Source organism: Streptomyces sp. NBRC 109706, from assembly GCF_000974485.1.
Taxonomy (GTDB): Bacteria; Actinomycetota; Actinomycetes; order Streptomycetales; family Streptomycetaceae; genus Streptomyces.
The window spans coordinates 1-25,678 of record NZ_BBOM01000004.1 but is presented as its reverse complement, the minus strand read 5'-3'; the positions used below and the strand labels follow the sequence as shown (position 1 = coordinate 25,678).

Genomic DNA, 25,678 nt, shown 5'->3' with positions numbered 1-25,678 from the left:
CGTGGACGACAGATCGCGGGTGACCGCTCGCCGGGCGGCCGAAGCGCTTCCGCGCCGGCCGCCCGGTTCCCCCGCCTCGGCTCAGCGGTTGCTGCGCAGCAGGGTGCGCATGGTGCGCATGGCCACCGAGAGATTGGCCAGATCGAAGCTCTCCGAGGACTGGATCTCGTGCAGGGTGGCCCGGGCCCGGCCCAGGATCGCCGCGCTGCGCTCCGCCCAGGCCGCGAACCGCTCCTCCGGCTCGGCCTCGGCACTCCCCTCGGCCAGCACATCGGCGGCGATCAGCTGATGCGCCGCGTAAAGGTCCTCCCTGATCGCGGTGCGGGCCATGGACTGCCAACGGTCGGCCCTGGGCAGCTCGCTGATCCGGTCCTGGAGCCGGGAGATGCTCAGCTCGTCGCTGAGGTGGTAGTACACCTCGGCGACATCCAGCAGCTCACGGCCCGTGCGGTCGGCCACCGCCACGATGTCGAGCGCGGAGAAGACGGCGGAGAACCCGGCCACCCGACCGGCCAGCTCCGACGGCACCCCGGCCGCCTCCAGCTCCTCCCGCTGCGCCGCGATCCAGTCCAGCTCCTGGCCACGGAGCAACGACGGCAGCTCCTGCCGGACCTGACCGACCCGCTCGGCGAACAGCTCGATCGTCTCCGCCAGCCGCAGCGGCTGCGGGCGGTTGTTGAGCAGCCAGCGCGCGCCGCGCTCGACCAGCCGCCGGGCGTGCAGCCTGATCCGGGTGAGCGTGGCCTCGGCCACCTGGTTGTCCAGCCGCTCCACCGTGTCCCAGATGTCGGCCAGCCCGAAGATCGCGCGCGCGGCGGTGTGCGCCCGGACGATCTCCTCCGTGGAGGCCCCCGACTCCTCCTGCATCCGATGGATGAAGGAGCAGCCCGCCACGTTCAACGTGTCGTTGACCAGCAGGGTGGTGATGATCTCCCGGCGCAGCGCGTGCCGCTCGATCAGCTCGGGGAATCGTTCCCGCAGCGCGCGCGGGAAGTAGGCGGAGAGCAGCCGGCCCACATAGGGGTCGTCCGGCAGGCTCGTTCCCAGCAGCTCCGTGGTGGCGGTGAGCTTGCCGTAGGCCAGCAGCACCGACAGCTCGGGCTGGCTCAGCCCTCGCCCCGCGGCGCGCCGCTCACGGAACTCGTCGTCCGAGGGCAGGAACTCCAGCTCCCGGTCGAGCAGGCCCCGCTCCCCCAGCCGGGCGATGACCCGCTGGTGCGCCAGGACGAGGCCGGCGGCGGTGGCCTCGCCGTTGGCCAGCGCGACGTTCTGCGCGTAGTTGTTGCGGAGCACCAGCGTGCCCACCTCGTCCGTCATCTCGGCGAGCAGCGCGTTGCGTTGCTTCACCGTGAGATCGCCGCCCGCGACCACCGCGTTCAGCAGGATCTTGATGTTGACCTCGTGGTCGGAGGTGTCCACGCCGGCGCTGTTGTCGATGGCGTCCGTGTTGCACCGGCCGCCGGCCAGCGCGAACTCGATCCTGCCCAGCTGGGTGAGGCCCAGGTTGCCGCCCTCGCCCACCACCTTGGCACGCAGCTCCCGGCCGTTCACCCGGATCGCGTCGTTGGCCTTGTCCCCCGCGTCGGCGTGGCTCTCGGCCGCCGCCTTCACATAGGTGCCGATGCCGCCGTTCCACAGCAGGTCGACGGGGGCGCGCAGGATCGTCCGCATCAGCTCGGCCGGCGTCAGCGAGAGGATGTCGTCGGGGATGTCCAACGCCTCGCGCACCTGCGGGGTGAGCGGGATGGACTTGGCGGTACGCGGATGCACCCCGCCGCCCTTGGAGAGCAGGCCGGTGTCGTAGTCGGCCCAGGACGAGCGGGGCAGCTCGAACAGCCGGCGGCGCTCGGCGAAGCCCACCGCCGGATCGGGATCCGGGTCCAGGAAGATATGCCGGTGGTCAAAGGCCGCGACCAGCCTGATGTGCTCGGAGAGCAGCATCCCGTTGCCGAAGACATCGCCCGACATGTCGCCGATGCCGGCCACCGTGAAGTCCTCGGACTGGGTGTCGTGGCCCAGCTCGCGGAAGTGCCGCTTGACGGACTCCCAGGCGCCGCGCGCCGTGATGCCCATGCCCTTGTGGTCGTAGCCGGCGGAGCCGCCGGAGGCGAAGGCGTCCCCCAGCCAGAAGCCGTAGGACTCGGCGACCTCGTTGGCGATATCGGAGAAGGTGGCGGTGCCCTTGTCGGCGGCGACCACCAGATAGGTGTCGTCCTCGTCGTGCCTGACCACGTCGGCGGGGGGCCGCACCGCGCCGTCCACCAGGTTGTCCGTGATGTCGAGCAGGCCGGAGATGAAGGTGCGGTAGCAGTCGACGCCCTCCGCCAGCCAGGCGTCCCGGTCGGCCGCCGGATCGGGCAGCCGCTTGCCGACGAAGCCGCCCTTGGCGCCCACCGGCACGATCACCGTGTTCTTGACCTCCTGCGCCTTCACCAGGCCCAGGATCTCCGTGCGGAAGTCCTCGCGCCGGTCCGACCAGCGCAGACCGCCCCTGGCGACCTTGCCGAACCGCAGATGCACGCCCTCGACCCGGGGCGAGTAGACCCAGATCTCGAACGCCGGGCGCGGCTCCGGCAGTTCGGGGATGGCCTGCGGATCGAGCTTCATCGACAGGTAGTCGTGCGGGCGGCCGTCCGCGTCGCGCTGGAAGTAGTTGACCCGCAGCGTCGCCTTGATGACCGTCAGAAAGGCGCGGAGGATGCGGTCCTCGTCGAGGTTCTGCACCTCCTCCAGGGCGCCGTCCAGCTCCTCCAGCAGACCGTCCGTCAGCTCCCGGCCCGCGCTCTGCCGCGTCGGGGCGTGCCGGGCCTCGAAGAGGTTCACCAGCAGGCGGGTGGTGTGCACGTTGCGGCGGAGCGTGGCCTCCATGTTCTCCCGGGCGAACCGGGAACCCGCCTGCCACAGGTACTTGGCGTAGGCGCGCAGCACCATGGCCTCACGCCAGGTCAGCCCGGCGGAGAGCACCAGCGCGTTGAAGCCGTCGTCCTCGGCCGCGCCCGTCCACGCCGCGGCGAACGCGTCCTGGAAGCGCTGCCTGGCGCCCCCGCCCAGCCCGTCGGCCAGCGCCGGGGGCAGCCGCAGCCCGAAGTCGTAGATCCAGGCGGGCGCGCCGTCGTCGGGCCGCAGGTGGTAGGGGCGTTCGTCGACCACCTCGACGCCGAGGTTCTGCAGGACGGGCAGCACGGCCGACAGGGTGACCGGCTCGCCGATCCGGTAGATCTTGAACCGGCGCTCGCCGGGCGCGGCGTTGACCGGCTCGTAGAGGCTGAGCGCGAAGTCCCGGCCGGGCTCGGGGCGCAGACCGATCACGTACTGGAGATCGGCCACCGCCGCCCGGGGCGGGAAGTCGGCCTTGTAGCCCTCGGGGAAGGCGTTGTGGAAGCGGCGCCCCAGATCGGCGGCCTGCTCCTCGCCGCACTCGGCCAGCAGCGCGTCCGTGAACCCGTCCGTCCAGGACCGGGACGCGTCGGCCAGCCGGGCCTCGATCCGGTCCAGATCGGACTCCGTCAGCTCCGGCAGCTCGCTGCCCGGCGCCACCCGGATCACGAAGTGCAGCCGAGAGAGCACCGACTCGGTGTTCCAGGCGGTGAAGTCGACGCTGTTGCCGTCCAGTTCCTCCAGGAGGATCTGGGTGAGCCGCAGCCGGACCGAGGTGGTGAAGCGGTCGCGCGGCAGATAGACCAGCGCCGAGTAGTAGCGGCCGTACTCCTCCTGCCGCAGGAAGAGCCGCAGCCGGCGGCGCTCCTGGAGATGCAGCACGGCGGTGGTGATGCTGCGCAGTGTGTCCACCGGCGTCTGGAACAGCTCGTCCCTCGGATAGGTCTCCAGTACCTGCAGCAGATCCCGGCCGCTGTGGCTCTGGGTGTTGAAGCCGGCCGCCTGCATCACCTCGGCGACCTTGCGTCGGATCACCGGGACCCGACGCACCGACTCCGTGTACGCGGCGGCGGAGAACAGGCCCAGGAAGCGCCGCTCCCCGACCACCCGTCCCTGGTTGTCGAACTTTTTGACGCCCAGATAGTCCAGATAGGAGCGACGGTGCACGGTGGCCCGGCTGTTGGCCTTGGTGAGGACCAGCAGCTTGGGATCCCTGGCCTTCGCCCTGGCCGTGGGCGACAGCCGGCTGAACGCCGCCGACTCGGCCGGCAGATCGGGGTCGACGGCATAGGGCGGATCGGAGCGCAGGATGCCGAGCCCGGTGCCCGGCACCGGACGCAGCACGTCGCCCGAGCCGCCGTTGTCCTCCCTGGCCAGCTCGTACTCGCGATAGCCGAGGAAGGTGAAGTGGTCGGCGGCCAGCCAGCTCAGCAGCTCGCCGGCCTCCTCGATGTCCTGCTGGCGCAGTTCGTCGGCCAGCGGCTCGTCGGGCAGCCCCTCGGCGATCCGCAGCGCGATGGCGCGCATCTTCTGGTAGTCCTCGACGGCCTCGCGGACATCGCCGAGCACCCGCCGCAGATCGGCCTCGACCTGCTGGACGTTGCCCTGGTCGGTCTCCCGGTCGATCTCGACATGGATCCAGGACTCCACCACGGCGTCCGGCGGCAGCTCGTCGACGGGGAGGCCGCCCTCCATGTCCCGCCCGGCGTCCAGCACCTCAAGCAGCCGGCCGGTGACATCGCGGCGGACCACGATCTGCGGATGCACCACCAGATGGATGCCGCGCCCCTGCCGGGACAGCTCGTTGGTGACGGAGTCCACCAGGAAGGGCATGTCGTCCGTGACCACCTCGACCACGGTGTGACTGCACGTCCAGCCGATCTCCTCGATGGACGGGGTGTAGACGCGGACGTTGGCGGTGCCCTGGGGGCGCTCGCCGGCCAGTCGGTGGTGCGCCATGGCGGCGCCGTAGAGATCCACCGGGTCCCGATCGGTCACGTCCTCGGCGGCGATGAAGAGGTAGTAGCGGCGTAGATAGGAGCGGAGCGCTTCGGCGTCCATCCCGTGTGCGGGTGGCTGCCCCTGGGATGAGCCCTGTTCGGCTACCCGGGCCGCCTGGGCCAGCAGTTCGTCCTTGACTTCGTCCAGCTTGCTGTGCATGTCCTCTTACTCCTGTCGCGCACCGTCGCGTGACGTCGAGAAACGGCCACAGGGCAGCGCTCGCCCGCGAGGGTGGGGCGCTCCCGGTGGTCCCGATGGGGGGAATCAGCCGATGAGCCGGCCCGGCGCGGGCTGGATACCGAGGGGAGGCCACACTGCCTCCCGGCCGAGGTGACGGCCGATATCGCACTGATCACATGGCAAGGCTAGCGCCCCAACCTGAAGAGCGAACGGGCGCCAGGGCGCCAGGGAGGGCGCGTCAGCCTCGCCCCACCACCTCCTGGGCCACGGCCACCGCCTCCGCCAGGCTGTCGACCACGGGCACCCCGGCCCGCTCCAGACTGCGCCGGCTGTGCGAACCGCCCGTGTACAACACGGCCTTGGCGCCCGCGTGCGCGGCGGCCACCGCGTCGTCCGTGGCATCGCCGATCACCACGACCCACTCCGGCGAGACGCCCTCCAGACCGGCCAGATGGCGGACCATCTGCGCGGCCTTGCCGATCTTCCCGCCCTCGCCCAGATGACCGTCCACCCGTATGAAGTGCTCCGCGATGCCCAGCCTGGCCAGCCAGGGCCCCAGCCGCTCGTGCGGCGCCAGCGAGCAGACGGACTGGGTGCGGCCGGCGAGCACCCACTCGGCCAACAGCCGCTCCGCGCCCTCGGTGAGCCGGGCGGAGTCGGCCCTGGCGAAGTAGTGCCGGTGGAATGTGGCATCCATCACGGCCCATTCCTCGTCGCTCGGCGCCCGCCCGAGGAGGCGCTGGTAGAAGAGGGGCACCGGAACGCAGTACAGCTCGCGATAGCGCTCCAGGGTGATGCCGGCCATCCCGACCTCGGCGAAGGAGGCGTTGGTCGCCGCTATGACGGCGTCGATGTCGTGCAGCAGCGTGCCGTTCCAGTCCCACACGATATGCGGGGCGGTTACCTGGTTGCTCGGTGCGCTCGGGGTACTCGTGGGGCTCGGAGTGCTCGGGAGGTGCGGAAAAGCCATACCCCGCACATTACGGGCCGCCACTGACAACGGGACAGAGCGCCGGCGAGCGGCCGGTTACAGCAGCCCGTCGATCTCCTGCACCCCGTACCAGAGCAGTTCGTGGTCGGCCGCCCCGTCGACGGTGAACCGGGCGTCGTCGTCGCCCTGGTCGGCCGCGCCCACCGCCGCGGCGGCCAGCGCGATATCGTCCGCCGCCTCCTCGGCGTCCACATGGACGGCCGCCAGCCAGCGCAGCGGAACGACCTCGGCGATCCTGACCTCGCCCAACGCCTCGACGGCCAGCGTCAGATCCGGATCGGCGACCGCCGCCCGGTCCGGCACCTCGGCGGCGAGCACCACCCGCCGCCTGGCGACCTCGGGATCGGTGGCGACCAACCGCAGCGAGGCGGCCGCCGCCCTGCTCAACGCGGCGTACTCCAACTCCTCCTCGCCGCCAGAGAGATACCACTCGCGGAGCGCGGGAGTGACGGCGTAGGCCGTGAGCGGGGCCGGACCGACCTCGCCCGACTCGTGCAGCCGGGCCAGCCCGGAGAGCGTGAGGGGAACATAGACGCGCACGGAACCGCCGTCTCCTTCCTGGCCGTAAGCCGGCCCACCCTACCAGGGGGCGCACGGGGCACAGAGACACAGCGCCCGCGCCTCCGGCGTGCGCCGGACAACTCTTGCCGCTCGGTGCGGAGTTGATTACACTCCGCATTGGCTACTGGCCGGTAACGCGACAGACACACGGGGACGGTCCAGCGACAATGCTCAGCAATCGGGGCCCGCGGCCGACCGGGCCAGCCGGCCGGCGCGTCGACTCCCGGCACCCACGACACCGGTCACGACCGAGCCCACCGCCGCGCCCGCAGGAGTGGTTCGCCGGCCGGCTCCTGCTGGTGCTCAGCGGTCAGCGCCCGGTCACGATCCTCCTCGGGCACGTCAGGGACACGGCGTACGAACAACTCGGCCAGCTCGCCCCCCTCGCCCCGCTGCGCCCCGAGGGCGGCGGCCCGGCGCCCAGGCTCCTGCTGGTGCGCGGCTCCTGCCCGGCCAGCTCGGCCATCGAGGCGTGCGCCCTGGTCCGGGTCGGCGAGCGCACCAGGGCGCTCGCCTTCCGGCTGGAGCGACGTCCCGGCGGCGGCTGGCGCTGCACCGCCGTCGAGCTGGACACGGTGCCCTGACGCCGGACACGCCTCGGGGGCGCGTCCCGCCCGGGACGCGCCCCCGAGGGCCGCTCAACGCCGTGCCGTCACTTCTTGCGGCGCCGGCCGCCGCCCTTCTGGGCCTTGCGGCGCTCGGCGCGGGTCTGGCCGGAGCCGGAGCTGGTGGCCTCGGCGGCCGGAGCACCGTCGCCCGCGGCGAAGTCGCCCTCCACCACGCCGCCGGCGCCGTCCACCGTCGGCGCGGAGAACCGCAGCCCCTCGGCGCGCTTGGGCGCCTCCAGGCCCTTGGCCAGGATCGCGGGGCGCGCCCCGCCCTGCGCGGCGCCGGCCGGGGCCCGCCGCTCCTCGCCGGCGGCCTCCTGCTCCTTGTCGCCGCCCTGCACCGGGACCTGCTCGACCTGCCGCTCCACCTGGACCTCCAGGTTGAACAGATAGCCGACGGACTCCTCCTTGATGCCGTCCATCATGGCGGTGAACATGTCGAAGCCCTCGCGCTGGAACTCCACCACCGGGTCGCGCTGCGCCATCGCCCGCAGCCCGATGCCCTCCTGGAGGTAGTCCATCTCGTAAAGGTGCTCACGCCACTTGCGGTCCAGCACGGAGAGCACCACCCGGCGCTCCAGCTCGCGCATCACCTCGGAGCCCAGCTCCTCCTCGCGCTTGTCGTACTGCTTGGAGACGTCCTCCTTGACGGAGTCGGCGATGAACTCCGGCGTCAGCCCGTCCCGGCCGCCGCACTCCTCCTCCAGCTCCTCGACCGTCACGGACACCGGGTAGAGCTGCTTGAACGCCCCCCAGAGCCGCTCCATGTCCCACTCCTCGGCGAAGCCCTCCACGGTCTCCGCCTGGACATACGCCTCAATGGTGTCGTCCATGAAGAACCGCACCTGCTCGTGCAGATCCTCACCGGAGAGCACCCGGTGCCGCTCGCTGTAGATGACCTCGCGCTGCCGGTTGAGCACCTCGTCGTACTTGAGGACGTTCTTCCGGATCTCGAAGTTCTGCTGCTCGACCTGTCCCTGCGCGGACGCGATCGCGCGGGTGACCATCTTGTTCTCGATCGGCACATCGTCGGGCACGTTGGCCATGGCCATCACCCGCTCGACCATCTGCGCCTTGAACAGCCGCATCAGGTCGTCGCCCAGCGAGAGGTAGAAACGGGACTCGCCCGGGTCGCCCTGCCGGCCGGAACGACCGCGCAGCTGGTTGTCGATCCGGCGCGACTCGTGCCGCTCGGTGCCCAGCACATAGAGCCCGCCGAGCCCCTTGACCTCCTCGAACTCGGCCTCGACCGCCTGCTTCGCGCGCTCCAGCGCGGCGGGCAGCGCGGCCGCCCACTCCTCGGCGTTCTCCACCGGGTCGAGCCCCTTGCCGCGCAGCTCCTCCTCGGCGATGTCGTCCGGGTTGCCGCCGAGCTTGATGTCGGTGCCACGGCCGGCCATGTTGGTGGCCACCGTGACCGCGCCCTTGCGGCCGGCCTTGGCGACGATCGCCGCCTCCCGCTCGTGGTTCTTCGCGTTCAGCACCTCGTGCCGGGCGCCGCGCTTGTTGAGCTGCTGCGACAGGTACTCGGACTTCTCCACCGAGGTCGTGCCGACCAGCACCGGCTGGCCCTTCTCGTGCTTCTCCACGATGTCGTCCACCACGGCGGCGAACTTGGCCACCTCGGTGCGGTAGATCAGGTCCGCCTGGTCCTTGCGGGCCATCGGGCGGTGCGTGGGGATCGGGACCACGCCGAGCTTGTAGATCTGGTGGAACTCGGCCGCCTCGGTCATCGCCGTACCGGTCATGCCGGAGAGCCGGTCGTAGAGCCGGAAGTAGTTCTGGAGGGTGATCTTGGCGAGCGTCTGGTTCTCGTCCTTGATCTTCACCCCCTCCTTGGCCTCGATCGCCTGGTGCATGCCCTCGTTGTAGCGCCGCCCGGCCAGAATGCGTCCGGTGTGCTCATCGACGATCACGACCTCGCCGTCGATGACGACGTAGTCCTTGTCCTTCTTGAACAGTTCCTTCGCCTTGATGGCGTTGTTCAGATAGCCGACGAGCGGGGTGTTGACCGACTCGTAGAGGTTGTCGATGCCCAGCCAGTCCTCGACCTTGCTGACCCCGGCGTCGTGGATGGCGACCGTGCGCTTCTTCTCGTCGACGTCGTAGTCGCCCGTCTCGGCCTGCTGCCGCGTGGGAACGGCCGCCTCGCCCTTCTCCAGGCGCTTGGCCAGCTTGGCGAAGTCCGCGTACCACTTGGTGGCCTGGTCGGCGGGGCCCGAGATGATCAACGGGGTCCTGGCCTCGTCGATCAGGATCGAGTCCACCTCGTCCACGGTGGCGAAGTTGTGGCCGCGCTGCACCAACTCCTCCTTCGACCACGCCATGTTGTCGCGCAGGTAGTCGAAGCCGAACTCGTTGTTGGTGCCGTAGGTGATATCGCAGCCGTACTGCTCACGGCGCTGCGCCGGACGCATCCCCGAGGTGATGCAGCCCACGCTCAGGCCGAGGAAGCGGTGCACCCGGCCCATCCACTCCGAGTCACGCTGTGCCAGGTAGTCGTTGACCGTGATGATGTGCACGCCCTTGCCGGAGAGCGCGTTGAGATAGGCGGGGAGCGTGCCGGCCAGGGTCTTGCCCTCACCGGTCTTCATCTCGGCCACATAGCCCAGATGCATCGCGGCGCCGCCCATCAGCTGCACGTCGTAGTGCCGCTGGCCCAGTACCCGCTTGGCCCCCTCACGGACCGTGGCGAACGCCTCCGGGAGCAGATCGTCCAGGCTCTCGCCGCCGGCGTACCGCTCCTTGTACTCGTCGGTAAGGGCCCGCAACTCGGCGTCCGTCAGGTTGACGAAGTCCTCTTCGATCGAGTTGACCTCTCTGGCGAGGCGCTGCAGCCTGCGCAGGATCTTGCCTTCGCCTGCACGCATGATCTTGTTGAAGACGGACACGAGGGCTGGTCTCCTTGCCGGTCGGGCCTGGCGCGACTGAAGGCGCGGGCACAGCGAGATGGCCCCGCCGCACCGGCCATGGTATGCGAGCGCCACGACGGGTGTCAGTGGTCGGTCCTACCATCCCGCTATGACTGCTGCTGGATTCTCCCTCTCCGCCGACGAGGCTCGCCGCATCGCCCTCCGGGCCCAGGGGCTGCTCGGCGCCCCCGACCGCCGTGGCGGGGTGCCCGGCGTGCTCCGGCGTCTCGGCGCCGTCCAGCTGGACACGATCTCCGTGCTCGCCCGCTCGCACGAGCTGCTCCCCTACGCCCGGCTCGGCGCGGTCGGCCGGGAGGCCGTCGAGTCGGCGTACTGGACGGGCGAGCGCGCCTTCGAGTACTGGTCGCACGCGGCCTGTGTGCTGCCGATCGAGGAGTGGCCGCTGTTCGCCTTCCGCCGCCGCGGCTATCAGCAGCGGTACCGGGACGGCCAGCGGCCGTCGGGCTCGGACCACCGCCGGGTGCTCGACCAGCTGCGCGCCGAGGGCCCGCTCACGGCAACGGAGTTGGGCGGCGCGAAGAACGGCGGCCTGTGGTGGGACTGGAGCGAGAGCAAGGTCGCCGTCGAGCGGGCCCTGTCGACGGGCGATGTGGTGGTCACCAGCCGCCGTGGCTGGAAGCGCGTCTACGACCTGCCGGAGCGAGCGGTGCCCGAGGAGCTTTACCACGATCGGTTGACGGACGAGGAGTGCCTGCGACGTCTGGTGGCCCAGGCCGGCGCCGCGATGGGGGTCGCCACCCAGGCGGATCTGGCCGACTACCACCGGCTGCGGGCCGACGCCGTGGAGGCGGTGATCAGGGACACGGGGCTGGTCCCGGTCGAGGTGGCCGGCTGGCCGGCGGCCGAGAGCCGGAGCGGCCGGCACCGCGCGTGGGCCGATCCCGCCGCCCTGGCCACACCGCCGCGCGGCCGGCACCGCACCACGCTGCTCTCCCCGTTCGACTCCCTGGTCTGGGACCGTCCGCGCACGGAGCGGATCTTCGGCTTCACCCACCGGCTGGAGGCGTATGTGCCCCGCCCCAAGCGGATATACGGCTACTTCGCGATGCCGCTGCTCGCCGGCGGCCGGCTGCTGGGGCGGGTGGACCCGGCCCGCGAGGGGAGCACGCTGGTCGCCCGGCACGCCGCCTTCGAGGGCGCCCTTCCGCAGGCGGCCAAGGCGGTGCCGGCGATGGCCGAGGCGCTGGTCGAGGCGGCGAGCTGGGTCGGCTGCGACCAGGTCAGGGTGGAGCGCTGCACCCCGCCCGAGCTGACCGCCCCGCTGTCCGCCGCCGTGGCCGTGGCCCAGCCGGCGACGCCATGACCCGGACCCCGATCAGCCCGTCTCCAGATCCAGGATCTTCTCCCGCATGGCATAGACCACGGCCTCCATCCGGGAGTGCAGCTGCAGCTTCTCCAGGATGTTGCGCACATGGTTCTTGACGGTGTTCTCGCTGATGAACAGCTCCTTGGCGATGTCCCGGTTGTTCTTCCCCGTGGCCACCAGCTTGAGCACCTCAAGCTCCCGGTCGGTGAGCCTCGGGGCGGGCACCAGCCGGCGCTCGTCGGTGCGTTGGATCATCGACTTGAACTCGGTCAGCAGCTTGGCCGCCATCGAGGGGCTGATCTGCGACTGCCCGTCGGCCACCGCCCGGATCGCGGCCGTCACCTCGTCGGTGGAGATCTCCTTGAGGAGATAGCCGGTGGCGCCGGCCTTGATCGCGTCATAGAGGTCGGCCTCCTCGTCGCTGATGGTGAGCATGATGATCCGGGCGGAGGGGGCCACCTCCTTGATCGAGGTACACGCCTCGATCCCGCCCCGCCTGGGCATCCGCACATCCATCAGCACGATGTCGGGCAGCAGGTCGGCGGCCTTCTCCACCGCCTCGGCGCCGTCCCCCGCCTCCCCGATCACCTCGATGTCCGCCTCCTGGGCGAGCACGATCTCCAACCCCCGGCGGAACAGCTCGTGATCGTCCACCACCAACACCCGGATCGGTTCGCGCTCCGCCGCCGGCGCCCGCTCCTCGCGGGCCGCCGGCCGCCCCCTGGGCATCCTGGGCCCGAACGTGTCCACCATCGAATCCTCCCCCTGGCCGGGCTGGTACGCGCCGCCACACTCGGCAACCCCATGATTCCATGGCGGCACCCTTGGCCGGATCCACGATCCGGCCAAGGGTGCCCAGGTGAACGGGCCCGGTCAGCCGCCGAGCGCGCCGCCGGCGCCCTCGGGGGCGACCTCGCTCAGCGGATCGGTCTCCAGCCGGATCACACCGTAGTCATACGCGTGCCGCCGGTACACCACGCTGGGCTGCTTGGTCTCGATGTCGACGAACAGATAGAAGTCGTGGCCGACGAGCTCCATCTCGTAGAGCGCCTGGTCCAGGCCCATGGGAGCCGCCGTGTGCGTCTTCTCCCTGACCACCAGCGGACCGTCGCCCTCCACCACCACGGGCCCGACCCGCCGCACCGGCACCTCGGGCTCGGCCGAGGGGGCCGGCACCCCGCCGACATCCACCGTGACCGCGTCCGGCACCACGTCGGCCACCTCGCTGGCGGGAATGCGACCGCGCCCACGGCGCGAGGTGCGCTTGTCGTTCTCCCGACGGAGCCGGGACTCCAGCTTCTCGACCGCCAGATCGAGCGCGGCATACGGATCGGCCGCGGCCGCCTCGGCCCGGACCACCGGACCGCGATGGCGCAGGGTGATCTCCACCCGGTCGGAACGGTCCGCCTGACGCGGGTTGTGTTCCTTGGACACTTCCACGTCGAGGCGTGTCACCTTGCCGTCGATCCTCTGGATCTTGTCCAGCTTCAGCTTCTCGGCCACATGCCGCCGGAAACGCTCCGGCACCTCGGTCTTGCGGCCCTTGACGACGATGTCCACGCGAACTCCGTTCCCGAAGGAACCCGCCTCTCGGCGCGGCCCCTCCTTGGTGCGATGGCGCGGGGCGAGCCGGTGTCCACGGCCCGACCCCGGCGTTACGTCGGGGTTACGACTTGCACCTCCCCTTCCCCGGTGAGGAAGATCAACACCTCCCGTTGCCCTGGGCAGACGCTCAAGAGTCGACCGATCGCGATCACAAACCTGTATGCACTTATAACGGATGGGGCGAACAAACCGTCCCCTTCCATCTGTTCCGTCTGTCCCGTCGCTTCGGCCGCTTCGATCGCTTCCGTCTCTTTCGAACGTACCGCTGTCCGTCCCGGTGTGGCGCCCCTACCCACGCGTCCGGTCGATCCACTCCCCCGAGGGCCCGGCGACCACCGCGCCGCCCCACACCAGAGCACCGGCCCGACGCAGGGTCCGAGCGGCCTCGGCCAGCGAGGCGCCCGTCGTCACCACGTCGTCCACCACCAGCACGGGCACCCCGACCAGGCTCGGCCCGGGGCGTACGCCGAGCGCCCCCGCCAGGTTCGCCGCCCGCTCCGGCGCCGCCAGGCCCACCTGGTCCAGCACCGGGCGGACGAAGCGCAGCGCCGGCAGCACCCGGACCGCCAGCCCGTCCCGGCGGAGCCGCGCCGCCGCCCGCAACGCGATCCGGCGCGTCGGATCGTGCCCGCGCCTGGCCACGGCCAGCCGGGCCGACGGCACCGGAACCAGCACCAGGGGCACGGCGCCCGGGCCCGGCTCGCCGCCCGAGGCGACCGCGGCGGCCCGCGCGCTGCGCGCCAGCGCCGCGCCCAGCGGCCCGGCCAGACCCAACATCCCGCGTTCCTTGTGGGCCAACAGCATCCCGCGCGCCCGGTCCGCGTAGGCGGTGGCCGCCCAGACCGGCGGCAGCCCCGCCGGTCTGGGCGTCGGCCGCACCTGACGCGCCCGCCCCGTGCCCAGCTCGGCCACGCACCCGGCGCACACCGCCGAACGCCCCCGGCCACAGCCGGCGCACTCGGTGGGCAGCACCAGGGAGGAGATCTCCCGCCACCATCCGCGCATGGCCCCACCGTCCCCGATCCACGCCGGCGGGGCGCCGTCAACCGGGGCGGTTCCCCCCGACGGGCGAGGCGAGGTCAACTTCGAGCCGCGCCGTCCACCCCGCAGGGGGACGAGCCCGGGGGGTCAGCCCGGGTAGAACGGCGCGGAGCCGGATTCGGCGACCAGCTTCCACTGACCGTCGTCGCCCAGCCTGGCGATCCGGCCGCCGCTCTCGGCCAGCATCGGACGGCTCTCCTCCTCGCTCGCGGCCACCGCGCGCACATCGTTGAGCCCGGGCACACTGGGCGCGCCCCCCGTGGAGCCGTCCGTCTCCACATAGCTGATCTGCTCCACGCCGTCGACCGGCCGGCCGACCACGACCAGCCCCTGGTCGCCGGCCCAGGAGACCGCCACCGTGTCCGCCAGCTGCGGGGCGACCGGCCTCGGCTCGTTCACCGTCACGGCGACGCCCTGCTCCGAGCCGACCCGCTCCACCCGGCCGAGCATCAGGGAGCTGCGCTCCCCGTCGCCGATCAGCATGGCGATCCGCACCCCGTCCGGCGCCACTCGCAGCGCCTCGATCCGCTGCCCCGCGCCCAGCCCGTCGACGGGCACCTCGCGGGGTTCGCCCCGGCCGGCGCTGAGCCGCAGCAACCCGGGCTCCTCGGCATCCCGGTCGGCCAGCCACAGATCGCCGAGACCGTCCCAACTCGGCGCGGTCAGCCCGCCGTTCTCGTCCGCCGGATCGGCCAGTGGCAGCGCTTCGAGCTCCGCGTCCCGGCCGTCCAGCGGGGCGACATAGAGCGTGCTGCCGTCCTCGCTCACCCCGGCCGCCGAGTCGCCGTCCCGGCTGACGGCGGCGCTGCGCAGCACGACATCGCCCTGCCCGAGCGGCCCGCTGACCGGATACGGCTTGTCGGCGTGGTCGGCGGAGAGCGACACCAGGCGCCGCGCCTCGTCCAGGAAGTAGCCCTGGCCGCCGTCGCCGTCCAGCAGCCCGGGCGCCAGATCGCGCACCTCGGCGGCCGTCTGGGTGCAGAGCTGACCGCCCGAGGCGGAGCGCAGCCGGACCTCGCTGATCTCCACGGAGGCCACGTCCCGCGCGGTGTGCAGCACCTGCGCCGCCATCCGTTCGCAGCGCGGGGCCGGCCATTCGTCGGGGATGCCGTCGATGCGGAGGCTGAGCCGACCGCCGCCGTCGATGTTCACGCCGTCGTCGGTCAGCCGCACACCGCTGGGGAAGGCGGAGGTGACCACCGGGCTCAGCCATTCGCTGGGGCCGGCCAGCAGGGTGCGCACCGCCTCGGAGACCGGCTCCACCCGGCGCCGCACATAGATCGGATCCGGCACCAGCACCCCGTCGCCCCGCTGGGCGCGGTCCGACTCGGCGGCGAGATCCGCGTAATAGTAGGTGCTGACGGCGTGGTAGATCCGGCGGAAGTCCGCTTCGCCCATCACCAGCCCGTCCGGCAGGCTGTCGATCCGCCACTGCTGATCGACCATCCGCAGCAGGAACACCGTCCGGAAGTCGTCGTCGCGCGGCGTGTAGACATGCCCGTCGTTGACCTCGGCCAGCCGGGAGCCGCTGACCTCCACCTGGTCGGTCTCGGCGTCCTCGTCCGGCACGGCGTCCCGGCCGGTCAGCTCGAAGATCGGGCCGTTGGCCAGCACCGTGATGCTGTGGAACGGATCCCATGCCTCGCGCCGCTCCGGCGTCAGATACTCCTTCGCCGTCTCGTACTCGGCGTCGTCGCTGGTCACCGCTTCCAGGAAGCCGCGCACGATCTCCTGCGGGGAGGCGTTCTCCTGGGGGCTGACGCCGTCCACCCGCACCTGGGAATCGCCCTCCGCCCGCTGCGAGGCGTCCACCCGCTGCACCGAGCCGCTGCCCGGCATCGACGCGCAGCCGGCCAGGGTCAGGGCGGCGGTCAGCAGCCCGACCCACCGCCAGCCGCCCCGCGTCCGCTCACCGTTCATGGCCGGCCTCCCCGGGCGCTGACGTGTCCGAACCGTCCGACGCGTCCGCGTCCGACGCCGCGCCGGGCGGCGCGCCCGGCGGCGCGGAGACCGCGCGGGCCCCCGCGACCGCGCCGGCCCGCAGCGCCCGGCGGGCCTGCGAGTCGTCCGGCTCCAGCGGCAGCGGGGAGCTGCGCGGCGTGGCGCCCACCGTGCAGGGCAGCGTCAGCCGGAACTGCGCGCCGCCGCCCGGCTCGCCCCACGCCTCCAGCAGCCCGCCGTGCAGTCGGGCGTCCTCCATCGCGATGGACAGCCCCAGGCCAGTGCCGCCCGTGGTGCGCGCCCGCGCCGGATCCGCGCGCCAGAAGCGGTTGAAGACACGTTCCGCCTCGCCGGGCCGCAGCCCGATGCCGTAGTCCCGCACGGCCACGGCCACCGCCTGGCCGTCCCGGCCGGCGGCCAGCCGCACCACCACATCGCGGCCCTCGCCGTGCTCGATCGCGTTGACCACCAGATTGCGCAGCACCCGCTCGATCCGGCGCGGATCGACCTCGGCGACCACCGGCGAGCCATCGCCCCTGACCAGCAGCCGACCGCCCTTCCGTTCGGCCAGCGGCTCGGCGCCCTCGACGACCCGGTGCACGACATCCCGCAGATCGGCCGGCTCCGCCTCCAGATGGGCGGCGCCCGCGTCGAACCTGCTGATCTCCAGCAGATCGCCCAGCAGCGACTCGAACCGGTCCAGCTGGCTGAGCAGCAGCTCGGCGGAGCGCGCCGTCGCCGGGTCGAAGTCGCCGCGCGACTCGTGGATCACATCGGCCGCCATCCGCACCGTGGTCAGCGGGGTGCGCAGCTCGTGCGACACATCCGAGACAAAGCGGCGCTGCATCCGGGACAGCTCCTCCAGCTGCGTGATCTGGAGCTGAAGGTTGCGGGCCATCTTGTTGAACGACTCGCCGAGCCGCGCGATATCGTCCTCGCCGCTGACCTTCATCCGCTCCTGCAACCGGCCGGCCGCCAGCCGTTCCGCGATCCTGGCCGCCATCCGCACCGGCGTCACCACCTGCCGGACCACCAGCCAGGCGATCGCGCCCAGCAGCGCCACCAGGAAGAGCCCGGCGGTGGCCAGCGTGCCGGTGACCAGGCTCAGCGACTTCTCCTCCTGGGTGAACGGGAAGAGGTAGTAGAGCTGGTACTGGTTGCCCTCGTTGTCGGGCAGCCGCTTTCCGATGATCAGCGCGGCCTCGGTCTCGCCGTTCTGCCGCACCACGGTGCCGTACTGCCGATGCGCCGCCGAATACCGGTCGACGGCCTCCCGCAGCTCGGCCGAGATGCTCTCCCCGGCCCGGATGTCCCCCATGGAACGGGTGCCCCTGGGCGGCGCCGGGCTGGAGTCCGAGCCGAACGGCGGCCGGGACAGCTCGGAGCTGAGCGCCACCACGTAGTAGACGCCCTGCCCGCCGCTGGCGAGCTGTTCGACGATGCTGTTGAGCCAGCTGCTGGTGTCCACGCTCTGCGCCGCGGAGGCGTCGCCGTTCTCCCCGGCGTCGGCGGCCAGGTCCTCGGCCACCGCGAACCCGCCGTCGGCCTGGCTCTGCGCCGTCTGCCGTTTGGCCTCCAGCAGCCCGTTGCGCACCTGGCCCACCACCACGACGCCCAGCACCAGCACCACGGCCAGCGACAGCAGCAGCGTGCTGGCCACCACCCGCAGTTGGATGTTGCGCCGCCACAGCCGCATCACGGACAGCAGCGGACCACGCGCCACCCGCCCGAAAATCCGGATCGCCGGCTGGGCCCGGCCGCTGGTCGCTCCTTCCGACAGCAGCCGGGAGCTGTGCCACCACATCCGGTCGGACACTTCCAGTCGCTCGTTTCTTTCGCTCGGTCCAGTCCCCGCTGGACCGGGTCTCAGCTCGATCCGGCCTTGTAGCCGACGCCCCGCACGGTCACCACGATCTCCGGACGCTCCGGATCCCGCTCGACCTTGGAACGCAGCCGCTGCACATGCACATTGACCAGCCGGGTGTCCGCCGCGTGCCGATAGCCCCACACCTGTTCGAGCAGCACCTCACGGGTGAACACCTGCCACGGCTTGCGCGCCAACGCCACCAGCAGGTCGAACTCCAACGGAGTCAACGAGATGGCCTGGCTGCCACGCTTCACCGAATGCCCGGCGACATCGATCACCAGATCCCCGATCGCCAACTGCTCCGGAGCCGGCTCCTCGGAGCGCCGCAGCCGCGCCCTGATCCGGGCGATCAGCTCCTTCGGCTTGAACGGTTTGACGATGTAGTCATCGGCCCCCGACTCAAGACCGACCACCACGTCGACCGTGTCGCTCTTGGCGGTCAACATGACGATGGGCACCCCCGACTCGCCACGGATCAGCCGGCAGACCTCGATGCCGTCCCTTCCGGGCAGCATCAGGTCCAGCAGCACCAGATCGGGCTTGATCTCCCGGAAGGCCGCGAGCGCCTTGTCGCCATCCGCCACAAACGACGGCTCGAACCCCTCCCCACGCAGCACGATGCCCAGCATCTCCGCCAGCGCGGTGTCGTCATCGACGACGAGTACGCGTCCCTTCATGAACCCATCATCCCATTGCCCGATGGCGACTGATATGAACGTGATCTGGAACACACTTCCGCAAGGGCACCGTGATCCACCGGAGACACCACCCCGCGGTCCGTGACGATCGCCGTCACCAGCTCCGGCGGCGTCACATCGAACGCCGGGTTGTACGCCTGCGCCCCCACCGGAGCCACCGAAACCCCCGGCGCCAACTCCGTCACCTCGTGCCCCGACCGCTGCTCGATCCGGATCCCGGCACCGTCCGCCGTCGCCAGATCCACCGTGCTCACCGGCGCCACCACCACAAACGGCACCCCGTGATGCCTGGCCAGCACCGAAAGCCCGTACGTGCCGACCTTGTTGGCCACCGAACCGTCCGCCGCGATCCGGTCCGCCCCCACCAGCACCGCGTCCACCTCACCCGCCGCGAACAACGAACCGGCGGCGCCGTCCACCTGCACCGAGTACGGCATCCCCGCGCGCGCCGCCTCCCAGGCCGTCAGCCTGGCCCCCTGCAACAGCGGCCTGGTCTCGTCCACCCACAACCGCCGCAGCTCGCCCGCCAGATGAGCGGCCCGCGCCACCGCGAACGCCGTACCGTCCCCCATCGACACCAACGCACCCGTGTTGCAGTGCGTCAACAGCCGATACCGCCCGCCCGGCAGCAGCTCGCCCAGCAGCTCACGCCCGAACGCCGCCATCCGCTCGCTGTCCTCGACGTCCTCCCGGTGCAGCGCCCTGGCCTCGGCCAACGCCGCGGCCGCCGCCCGCTCCCCCGAACCACCCGCCGCGTCATAGGCGGCCACCGCCCGACGCACCCCGTACGCCAGGTTCACCGCCGTCGGGCGCGCCTCGGCCAGCGACCGCGCCGCCTCCGCCACGTCATAGCCCCGCGCGGCGGCCAGCGCCACGCCATAGGCACCCGTCACCCCGAGCAACGGGGCACCGCGCACCACCAGCGACCTGATCGCCTCGACCAGCCCCGGCACATCGGTGACGGACAGCTCCACCTCCTCGGCGGGCAACCTCGTCTGGTCGAGCAGCACCAGCACCGGGCCCTCGGGGGGCTCGGCCCAGCGCAGGGAAGGGAGTCTGAGATCAACCATTGACCCAGTCTGCCGCCCAGGGGCCGCGGAGAGAAGGTACGTCGGCGCGGCGAACGCGGCCGACCCGGCGTCACCACCGCCATGGCACGATGGGCGCCAAGAACCGCGGCGGGACCGTCAATCGGCCGCAGGGGAACCACACGCAAAGGGAGTAGCCGTGAGCGACAAGCCGGGCTGGGCCTCGCCCGGATCCTCGTCCCCCGACCCCGAGCACGGCCCCGGTGGCCGGGGCGACCGGAGCGCGCCGCCACCCGGCGGCCAACCGCCACAGGGCTGGGGCCAGGCCCCCGCCCCCGGCCGGGGCGGCTGGCAGCCACCACCCCGCGCCCCCAAACCCGGCGTGATCCCCCTCCACCCCCTCGGCGTCGGCGAGATGCTCGACGGCGCCGTCTCCACCGCCCGCGCCCACTGGCGCACGGTGCTGGTCATCGGCCTGGGCGTCGCCATCGTCACCCAGATCGTCGCCACCATCGCCATGCGGCTCTGGCTCAGCGACAGCGAGGGCCTGGCCGCCCTGGAGAACAACCCCGAGCCCACCGACGAGGAACTGCGCCAGGCCCTCGGCGACCTGTTCGCCTTCAGCTCGGTCACCGGCGTGGTCACCCTGCTCGGCAGCGTCCTCGCCACCGCCATGCTGACCATCGTGGTCAGCCGCGCCGTCCTCGGCCGCGACGTCACCCTCGCCGAGACCTGGGCCGACTCAAGGGACCGACTGCTGCGCCTGCTCGGCGTCGTCCTCCTGGTGCCCCTGCTCGCCGTGCTCGCCGTCGCCGTCCCCGCCCTCCTGGCCGCCGCCACGGGCAACTTCGGCCTCACCGTCCTCGCCACCCTCGGCGGCGCGGTGCTCGCCGTCTGGCTCTACATCCGCTTCTCCCTCGCCGCGCCCGCCCTGATGCTGGAACGGCAACGCGTCATCCCGTCCCTGCGCCGCTCCGCCAAACTGGTCCAGGACGCCTGGTGGCGAGTCTTCGGCATCCAACTCCTCGTCCTGGTCCTGGTGTTGGTGGTCAGCGGCATCATCGAACTGCCGGCCGCCGCCATCGCCGGATTCATCGACGGCAGCGGCACCGACGCCCTCACCGGCGGCCTCAGCGACACCAGCTGGACCTATCTGATCCTCTCCGGCATCGGCGCGGTGATCGCGGCCACCATCACGCTCCCCATCAGCGCGGGCGTCACCGCCCTCCTCTATATCGACCAACGCATCCGCCGCGAGGCCCTGGACCTCGAACTCGCCCGCGCCGCGGGCATCGACAGGCCCACCGACCCCGACGGCCCGGGGCTGTGACCCCGTGCGGCACGCGGCGGACGAGCCCGGTGCTCCCCTCGGCGTGCCCAGGGACCCGGCCAGGGAGGCCGCCGAACGCGAACTGTCCCAGCACGCCTACACCCAGCACGAGCCGGGACTGGTCCGCCGCGCCTGGAACTGGCTCTGGGAACGGCTCTTCGGCACGCTGGAGTCCGCCGCCTTCCACGCCCCTGGCGGCTGGCTCGGGCTGCTGATCATCGTCCTGCTGGTCGCCGCGCTGCTGCTCGCCATCCGGCTACGGCTGGGAGCGCTGCGCGGCGCGGCCGGCCCGGGACGCGGCGGCACCCTCTTCACCGACCGACCCCGCACCTCGGCCGAACACCGCGCCGCCGCCGCCGAACACGCCGCCGCCGGACACTGGAACGAGGCCGTCAGGGAACGCATGCGCGCCATCGTCCGCGCCCTGGAGGAACGCGCCCTCCTCGAACCACGCCCGGGCCGCACCGCGACGGAGGCCGCCACCGAAGCGGCCCACGCCCTCCCCGACCTCGGCCCCCGACTGCTCGCCGCCGCCGCCCTCTTCGACGCCGTCAGCTACGGCGAACAGCCCGCCACCGCCGACGACTACGCCCGTCTCACCGCGCTGGACGAGGCCCAGCGCGACACCAGGCCCCGGCTCGCGACGGCACCCGGCTGGACCGCGCCATGAGCACCACCACCGCCGGCCCCGACCGTCCGACCGCGCTCTCCCCCACCGCCCGCGACCTCTGGCGCCGCTCCCGGGGCCCCCTGCTCGCCGTGGTCGCCCTGCTGCTCGCCGGGCTGATCCTGGCGCTCTTCAACTCCGGCGACAGCGGCACCCTGCACCCCCGCTCCACCGTGCCGACCGGCAGCCGCGCCATCGCCGAACTGCTCGCCGAACGCGGCGTCCCCACCACCCTGGCCGGCACCGCCGCCGAGGCCGCCGAGGCCACCGGGCCCGACACCACCCTGCTGATCGCCCACCCCGAAGCCCTCACCGACCACGCCGCCGCCACCCTGCGCCAGGCCGCCCGAGGCAGCGGACGCACCGTGCTGGTCGCCCCCGGGCCGACCGCCACCGAGACGTTCGCCCCCGACATCGCGGTCGGCCCGCCCGCCGAGGCCACCGAACGGGCGCCCCACTGCGCCGCCCCGTTCGCCGAACGCGCCGGCAGCACCAGAATCGGCGGCTACCGCTACGCCCCGCCGGACGACACCCCGGGGACGATCGCCTGCTACCCGGCCGACGGCGCCGCGACGCTGCTGATCGCCCCGACCGCCGGCGCCTCATCCGACGGCGCCGACACCGTGCTGCTCGGCACCCCCGAACTGCTCCACAACGACCACCTCGACGAGCTGGGGAACGCCTCCCTCGCCCTGCAACTCCTCGGCGCCCACCCCCGGTTGGTCTGGTACCTGCCCAGCGGCGAGGAGGCGCCCCACAGCGCGGACGAACGCTCGCTGACCGCACTGCTCCCGGACGGCTGGCGCTGGGCCGCGCTCCAACTGGCCATCGCCGCCGCGCTGGCCGCGCTCTGGCGCGCCCGCCGCCTCGGCCCGGTGATCACCGAACGCCTGCCGATCACCGTCCGGGCCAGCGAGACCACCGAGGGACGCGCCCGCCTCTACCACCGGACCGACGCCCGCGACCGCGCGGCCGACGCGCTCCGCGCCGCCACCCGCGACCGTCTCGCCCCGCTCGTCGGCGTCCCGCCGGCGGCCGCCCAGGACGCCGAGGCCCTGCCGGCGGCCGTCGCCGCCCGAACGGGCGACTCCCCCACCGCCGTCCACGCCCTGCTCCTCGGCCCGCCCCCCGGCGACGACCGGGCGCTGATCCGCCTCGCCGACCAACTCGACGCGCTGGAACGCCGCGTCACCCACCAGACCGGCCCCGAACACCCCGGGTCCCCCGATGATCCCGATTCCACGGAAGGCGAGGACCGCAGCTCGTGACCGCACCATCAGCCGAAACCCCGCACGCGGTACTGGAGTCCCTGCGCGCCGAGATCGGCAAGGCCGTCGTCGGCCAGGACGCCGCCGTCACCGGCCTGGTCGTCGCGCTCCTCTGCCGAGGCCATGTCCTTCTCGAAGGCGTCCCGGGCGTCGCCAAGACCCTGCTGGTCCGCACCCTCGCCACCGCGCTCGAACTGGACACCAAACGCGTCCAGTTCACCCCCGACCTGATGCCCAGCGATGTCACCGGCTCCCTGGTCTACGACACCCGCAGCGCGGAGTTCTCCTTCCAGCCCGGCCCGGTCTTCACCCATCTGCTGATCGCCGACGAGATCAACCGCACCCCGCCCAAGACCCAGTCGTCGCTGCTGGAGGCCATGGAGGAACGCCAGGTCACGGTGGACGGAAAGCCCCGCCCACTGCCCGACCCGTTTATGGTGGCCGCCACCCAGAACCCGGTGGAGTACGAGGGCACCTACCCCCTGCCTGAGGCGCAACTCGACCGTTTCCTTCTGAAGTTGACGCTTCCGCTCCCCACCCGCGATCAGGAGATCGACGTTCTCACCCGCCATGCCTCGGGATTCGATCCACGCGATCTGCGGAGCGCCGGCGTGCGACCCGTCGCGACCGCGGCCGATCTGGCCGCCGCCCGCGAAGCGGTCCACAAGGTCTCCATGGCGCCCGAGGTCACGGGCTATGTGGTGGACCTCTGCCGCGCCACCCGCGATTCGCCCTCGCTCTCCCTGGGCACCTCGCCCCGGGGCGCCACCGCGCTGCTGGCCACCGCCCGCGCCTGGGCCTGGCTCTCCGGACGCGACTATGTCACCCCCGACGACGTCAAGGCGCTCGCCCTGCCCACGCTCCGCCACCGCGTCAAGCTCCGGCCCGAGGCGGAGATGGAGGGCATCACCGCGGACAGCGTGCTGACCGGCCTGCTGGCCCGCGTCCCGGTCCCGCGCTGATGGCGATCTCGGGGCGCACCGTGCTGCTCGCCGCGCTGGGCAGCCTGATCGTCGGCCTGCTGCCCGGCTGGCACGGCGTCCTCGCCGTGCTGCTGCCGCTGCTCGCCGGCGTGTTGTGGGATCTGGCCCGGGCAGCGCCCGTGCGCCCGCTGCGGCTGACCCGCGCGGGCAGCACCTCGGCACGGCTCGGCGAGACCGCCGAGGTCCAGCTGCTGGTCACCAACCCGAGCCGCCGCCCGCTCCGCGCCGATCTCCGCGACGCCTGGCCGCCCAGCGCCTGGCAACCAGGCGCCGCCTTCACCGCCGCCCGGCACCGGCTGACCGTCCCCGGCGGCGAACGCCGCCGGCTGACGACGGTGCTCCACCCCACCCGACGCGGGGACCACCGGGCGGTGCGGGTCACCATCCGCTCCCATGGCCCGCTGGGCCTGGCCGCACGCCAGGGCAGCCACTCGGTGCCCTGGCTGGTCCGGGTGCTGCCCCCGTTCACCAGCCGCCGCCATCTGCCGGCGAAACTCGCCAGGCTCCGCGAACTCGACGGCCGCACCACCCTGTTGACCAGGGGAGAGGGCACGGAGTTCGACAGCCTCAGGGACTATGTGCCGGGCGACGACGTCCGCTCGATCGACTGGCGGGCCACCGCGCGCCAGTCCGAGGTGGCCGTCCGCACCTGGCGCCCTGAACGCGACCGCCATCTGCTGCTGGTCCTTGACACCGGCCGCACCTCCGCCGGCCGGGTGGGCGACATCCCCCGGCTGGACGCCGCCATGGACGCGGCCCTGCTGCTCACCGCCCTCGCCACCCGCGCGGGAGACCGGGTCGATCTGCTCGCCTTCGACCGCACCACCCGCGCCACGGTGCGCGGCCGAACGGGAACGGACGCCCTGCCCGCCGTGGTCCACGCGATCACCGCGCTGGAACCGGAGTTGGTGGAGACCGACACCCGCGCGATGGCGGCCACCACCCTGGCCCAGGCGCCCCGCCGCGCCCTGCTGGTGCTCTTCACCGGCCTGGACGCCGCGCCGGTGGAGGCCGGCCTGCTGCCGATCCTGCCTCGGCTCACCGAACGCCATACCGTGCTGGTCGCCGCCGTCGGGGACCCCCAGATCCAGGAGCTGGCCGAGCGGCGCGGCAGCGTCACCGCCGTCTACCAGGCCGCTGCCGCCGCGCAGCACCGGGCGGAACGCCGGCGCACCGCACAGCGGCTGCGAGCGATGGGCGTCACGGTCGTCGAGGCCCCACCGGCCGAGCTCCCGCCCGCTCTCGCGGACGCGTATCTCTCCCTCAAGGCATCCGGCAAGCTGTGACCGGTCCACGGTAGAAGCGGAAAGCGGGGATACCCGAAAGAACCAAAGATGCAGAAATACAAAAAAGGGGTGGGGTTCACCGATTGGTACCGGTGAACCCCACCCCTTCTATTCAATAATTGTCCGGCGGCGACCTACTCTCCCACACGGTCCCCCATGCAGTACCATCGGCGCTGAAGAGCTTAGCTTCCGGGTTCGGAATGTAACCGGGCGTTTCCTCTTCGCCATGACCACCGGAACCCTAAAAGGCGTGGCCGTACAACGAACTTCACAGTGGACGCGAGCATCTATGGACAAGCCCTCGGCCTATTAGTACCGGTCAACTCCACCTATCACTAGGCTTCCATCTCCGGCCTATCAACCCTGTGGTCTACAGGGAGCCTTACCCCATCAAGTGGGTGGGAGTCCTCATCTCGAAGCAGGCTTCCCGCTTAGATGCTTTCAGCGGTTATCCCTCCCGAACGTAGCCAACCAGCCATGCCCTTGGCAGAACAACTGGCACACCAG

General features: G+C 72.0%; 18 protein-coding genes and 2 rRNA genes. 7 read left to right on the top strand and 13 right to left on the bottom strand.

What is annotated here, in order from left to right; all coding sequences use genetic code 11:
• Positions 1-81 precede the first annotated feature (81 nt).
• From AOM46_RS00105 to AOM46_RS00095, 3 genes are all read right to left on the bottom strand, one after another.
• Positions 82-5,037, bottom strand: a complete 4,956-nt coding sequence (locus tag AOM46_RS00105; protein WP_062203722.1) for an NAD-glutamate dehydrogenase — start codon at positions 5,035-5,037, stop codon at positions 82-84.
• A 259-nt stretch (positions 5,038-5,296) separates the two neighbouring features.
• On the bottom strand, positions 5,297-6,028 hold the full coding sequence (locus AOM46_RS00100; protein ID WP_078856335.1) for an HAD family hydrolase: 732 nt from the start codon (positions 6,026-6,028) through the stop codon (positions 5,297-5,299).
• 57 nt (positions 6,029-6,085) lie between these two features.
• The gene (locus AOM46_RS00095) at positions 6,086-6,589 is read right to left on the bottom strand and encodes a hypothetical protein (RefSeq protein ID WP_062203717.1); all 504 of its coding nucleotides are present in this window, start codon (positions 6,587-6,589) and stop codon (positions 6,086-6,088) included.
• Between the two features lie 320 nt (positions 6,590-6,909).
• On the opposite strand from AOM46_RS00095, the gene AOM46_RS00090 reads away from it, so the two are divergent.
• Positions 6,910-7,194: an Rv3235 family protein gene (locus AOM46_RS00090; protein ID WP_234313568.1), complete on the top strand. Its 285-nt coding sequence runs from the start codon at positions 6,910-6,912 to the stop codon at positions 7,192-7,194.
• 68 nt (positions 7,195-7,262) lie between these two features.
• Here AOM46_RS00090 and secA read toward each other — a convergent pair whose 3' ends face one another.
• Positions 7,263-10,109 (bottom strand): preprotein translocase subunit SecA, encoded by a 2,847-nt coding sequence (gene secA, locus AOM46_RS00085; RefSeq protein ID WP_062203712.1) that lies wholly within the window; start codon positions 10,107-10,109, stop codon positions 7,263-7,265.
• A 130-nt stretch (positions 10,110-10,239) separates the two neighbouring features.
• Between secA and AOM46_RS00080 the strand changes: the two genes are divergently transcribed.
• Positions 10,240-11,454: a winged helix-turn-helix domain-containing protein gene (locus AOM46_RS00080; protein ID WP_062203709.1), complete on the top strand. Its 1,215-nt coding sequence runs from the start codon at positions 10,240-10,242 to the stop codon at positions 11,452-11,454.
• A gap of 12 nt (positions 11,455-11,466) precedes the next feature.
• On the opposite strand, the gene AOM46_RS00075 is transcribed toward AOM46_RS00080, so the two are convergent.
• The 7 genes from AOM46_RS00075 to mtnA form a co-directional block, all read right to left on the bottom strand.
• Positions 11,467-12,210: a response regulator transcription factor gene (locus AOM46_RS00075; protein ID WP_062203706.1), complete on the bottom strand. Its 744-nt coding sequence runs from the start codon at positions 12,208-12,210 to the stop codon at positions 11,467-11,469.
• 120 nt (positions 12,211-12,330) lie between these two features.
• Positions 12,331-13,017 (bottom strand): ribosome hibernation-promoting factor, HPF/YfiA family, encoded by a 687-nt coding sequence (hpf, locus tag AOM46_RS00070; RefSeq protein WP_062203703.1) that lies wholly within the window; start codon positions 13,015-13,017, stop codon positions 12,331-12,333.
• A gap of 333 nt (positions 13,018-13,350) precedes the next feature.
• Complete coding sequence (locus AOM46_RS00065) at positions 13,351-14,067, bottom strand: ComF family protein (protein WP_062203700.1); 717 nt, start codon at positions 14,065-14,067, stop codon at positions 13,351-13,353.
• A 123-nt stretch (positions 14,068-14,190) separates the two neighbouring features.
• The gene (locus AOM46_RS00060; protein ID WP_062203697.1) at positions 14,191-16,023 is read right to left on the bottom strand and encodes an LpqB family beta-propeller domain-containing protein; all 1,833 of its coding nucleotides are present in this window, start codon (positions 16,021-16,023) and stop codon (positions 14,191-14,193) included.
• Positions 16,013-17,848, bottom strand: coding sequence for an MtrAB system histidine kinase MtrB (gene mtrB / locus AOM46_RS00055; protein ID WP_062206138.1), 1,836 nt, complete (start codon positions 17,846-17,848; stop codon positions 16,013-16,015). The genes AOM46_RS00060 and mtrB overlap by 11 nt, the downstream gene beginning before the upstream one ends.
• A gap of 62 nt (positions 17,849-17,910) precedes the next feature.
• A complete protein-coding gene (gene mtrA / locus AOM46_RS00050) occupies positions 17,911-18,588 on the bottom strand; it encodes a two-component system response regulator MtrA (RefSeq protein ID WP_062203694.1) in 678 nt (225 codons plus the stop codon).
• The gene (gene mtnA / locus AOM46_RS00045; protein WP_078856334.1) at positions 18,585-19,679 is read right to left on the bottom strand and encodes an S-methyl-5-thioribose-1-phosphate isomerase; all 1,095 of its coding nucleotides are present in this window, start codon (positions 19,677-19,679) and stop codon (positions 18,585-18,587) included. The genes mtrA and mtnA overlap by 4 nt, the downstream gene beginning before the upstream one ends.
• A gap of 157 nt (positions 19,680-19,836) precedes the next feature.
• On the opposite strand from mtnA, the gene AOM46_RS00040 reads away from it, so the two are divergent.
• The 5 genes from AOM46_RS00040 to AOM46_RS00020 are packed head-to-tail and all read left to right on the top strand — an operon-like array spanning position 19,837 to position 25,171.
• Positions 19,837-20,967, top strand: a complete 1,131-nt coding sequence (locus AOM46_RS00040) for a hypothetical protein (RefSeq protein WP_062203688.1) — start codon at positions 19,837-19,839, stop codon at positions 20,965-20,967.
• Positions 20,968-20,971: 4 nt separating this feature from the next.
• A complete protein-coding gene (locus AOM46_RS00035; RefSeq protein WP_062203685.1) occupies positions 20,972-21,637 on the top strand; it encodes a DUF4129 domain-containing protein in 666 nt (221 codons plus the stop codon).
• Positions 21,634-22,902 (top strand): DUF4350 domain-containing protein, encoded by a 1,269-nt coding sequence (locus tag AOM46_RS00030; protein ID WP_062203682.1) that lies wholly within the window; start codon positions 21,634-21,636, stop codon positions 22,900-22,902. Before AOM46_RS00035 ends, AOM46_RS00030 begins: the two co-directional genes overlap by 4 nt.
• Complete coding sequence (locus AOM46_RS00025) at positions 22,899-23,864, top strand: MoxR family ATPase (protein ID WP_062203679.1); 966 nt, start codon at positions 22,899-22,901, stop codon at positions 23,862-23,864. The genes AOM46_RS00030 and AOM46_RS00025 overlap by 4 nt, the downstream gene beginning before the upstream one ends.
• Positions 23,864-25,171: a DUF58 domain-containing protein gene (locus tag AOM46_RS00020; protein WP_062203676.1), complete on the top strand. Its 1,308-nt coding sequence runs from the start codon at positions 23,864-23,866 to the stop codon at positions 25,169-25,171. Before AOM46_RS00025 ends, AOM46_RS00020 begins: the two co-directional genes overlap by 1 nt.
• A gap of 121 nt (positions 25,172-25,292) precedes the next feature.
• Here AOM46_RS00020 and rrf read toward each other — a convergent pair.
• Together rrf and AOM46_RS00010 are read right to left on the bottom strand one after the other, a co-directional pair.
• Positions 25,293-25,409, bottom strand: a 5S ribosomal RNA gene (gene rrf / locus AOM46_RS00015).
• Positions 25,410-25,460: 51 nt separating this feature from the next.
• Positions 25,461-25,678, bottom strand: a 23S ribosomal RNA gene (locus AOM46_RS00010); the annotation flags it as partial.

Excerpts from the sequence above, each read along its gene's own strand:
- AOM46_RS00105 (WP_062203722.1), bottom strand. The coding sequence starts at position 5,037 with ATGCACAGCAAGCTGGACGAAGTCAAGGACGAACTGCTGGCCCAGGCG.
- AOM46_RS00100 (WP_078856335.1), bottom strand. The coding sequence starts at position 6,028 with ATGGCTTTTCCGCACCTCCCGAGCACTCCGAGCCCCACGAGTACCCCG.
- AOM46_RS00080 (WP_062203709.1), top strand. The coding sequence starts at position 10,240 with ATGACTGCTGCTGGATTCTCCCTCTCCGCCGACGAGGCTCGCCGCATC.
- AOM46_RS00075 (WP_062203706.1), bottom strand. The coding sequence starts at position 12,210 with ATGGTGGACACGTTCGGGCCCAGGATGCCCAGGGGGCGGCCGGCGGCC.
- AOM46_RS00065 (WP_062203700.1), bottom strand. The coding sequence starts at position 14,067 with ATGCGCGGATGGTGGCGGGAGATCTCCTCCCTGGTGCTGCCCACCGAG.
- AOM46_RS00060 (WP_062203697.1), bottom strand. The coding sequence starts at position 16,023 with ATGAACGGTGAGCGGACGCGGGGCGGCTGGCGGTGGGTCGGGCTGCTG.
- mtrB (WP_062206138.1), bottom strand. The coding sequence starts at position 17,848 with ATGTGGTGGCACAGCTCCCGGCTGCTGTCGGAAGGAGCGACCAGCGGC.
- mtrA (WP_062203694.1), bottom strand. The coding sequence starts at position 18,588 with ATGAAGGGACGCGTACTCGTCGTCGATGACGACACCGCGCTGGCGGAG.
- mtnA (WP_078856334.1), bottom strand. The coding sequence starts at position 19,679 with ATGGTTGATCTCAGACTCCCTTCCCTGCGCTGGGCCGAGCCCCCCGAG.
- AOM46_RS00030 (WP_062203682.1), top strand. The coding sequence starts at position 21,634 with ATGAGCACCACCACCGCCGGCCCCGACCGTCCGACCGCGCTCTCCCCC.
- AOM46_RS00020 (WP_062203676.1), top strand. The coding sequence starts at position 23,864 with ATGGCGATCTCGGGGCGCACCGTGCTGCTCGCCGCGCTGGGCAGCCTG.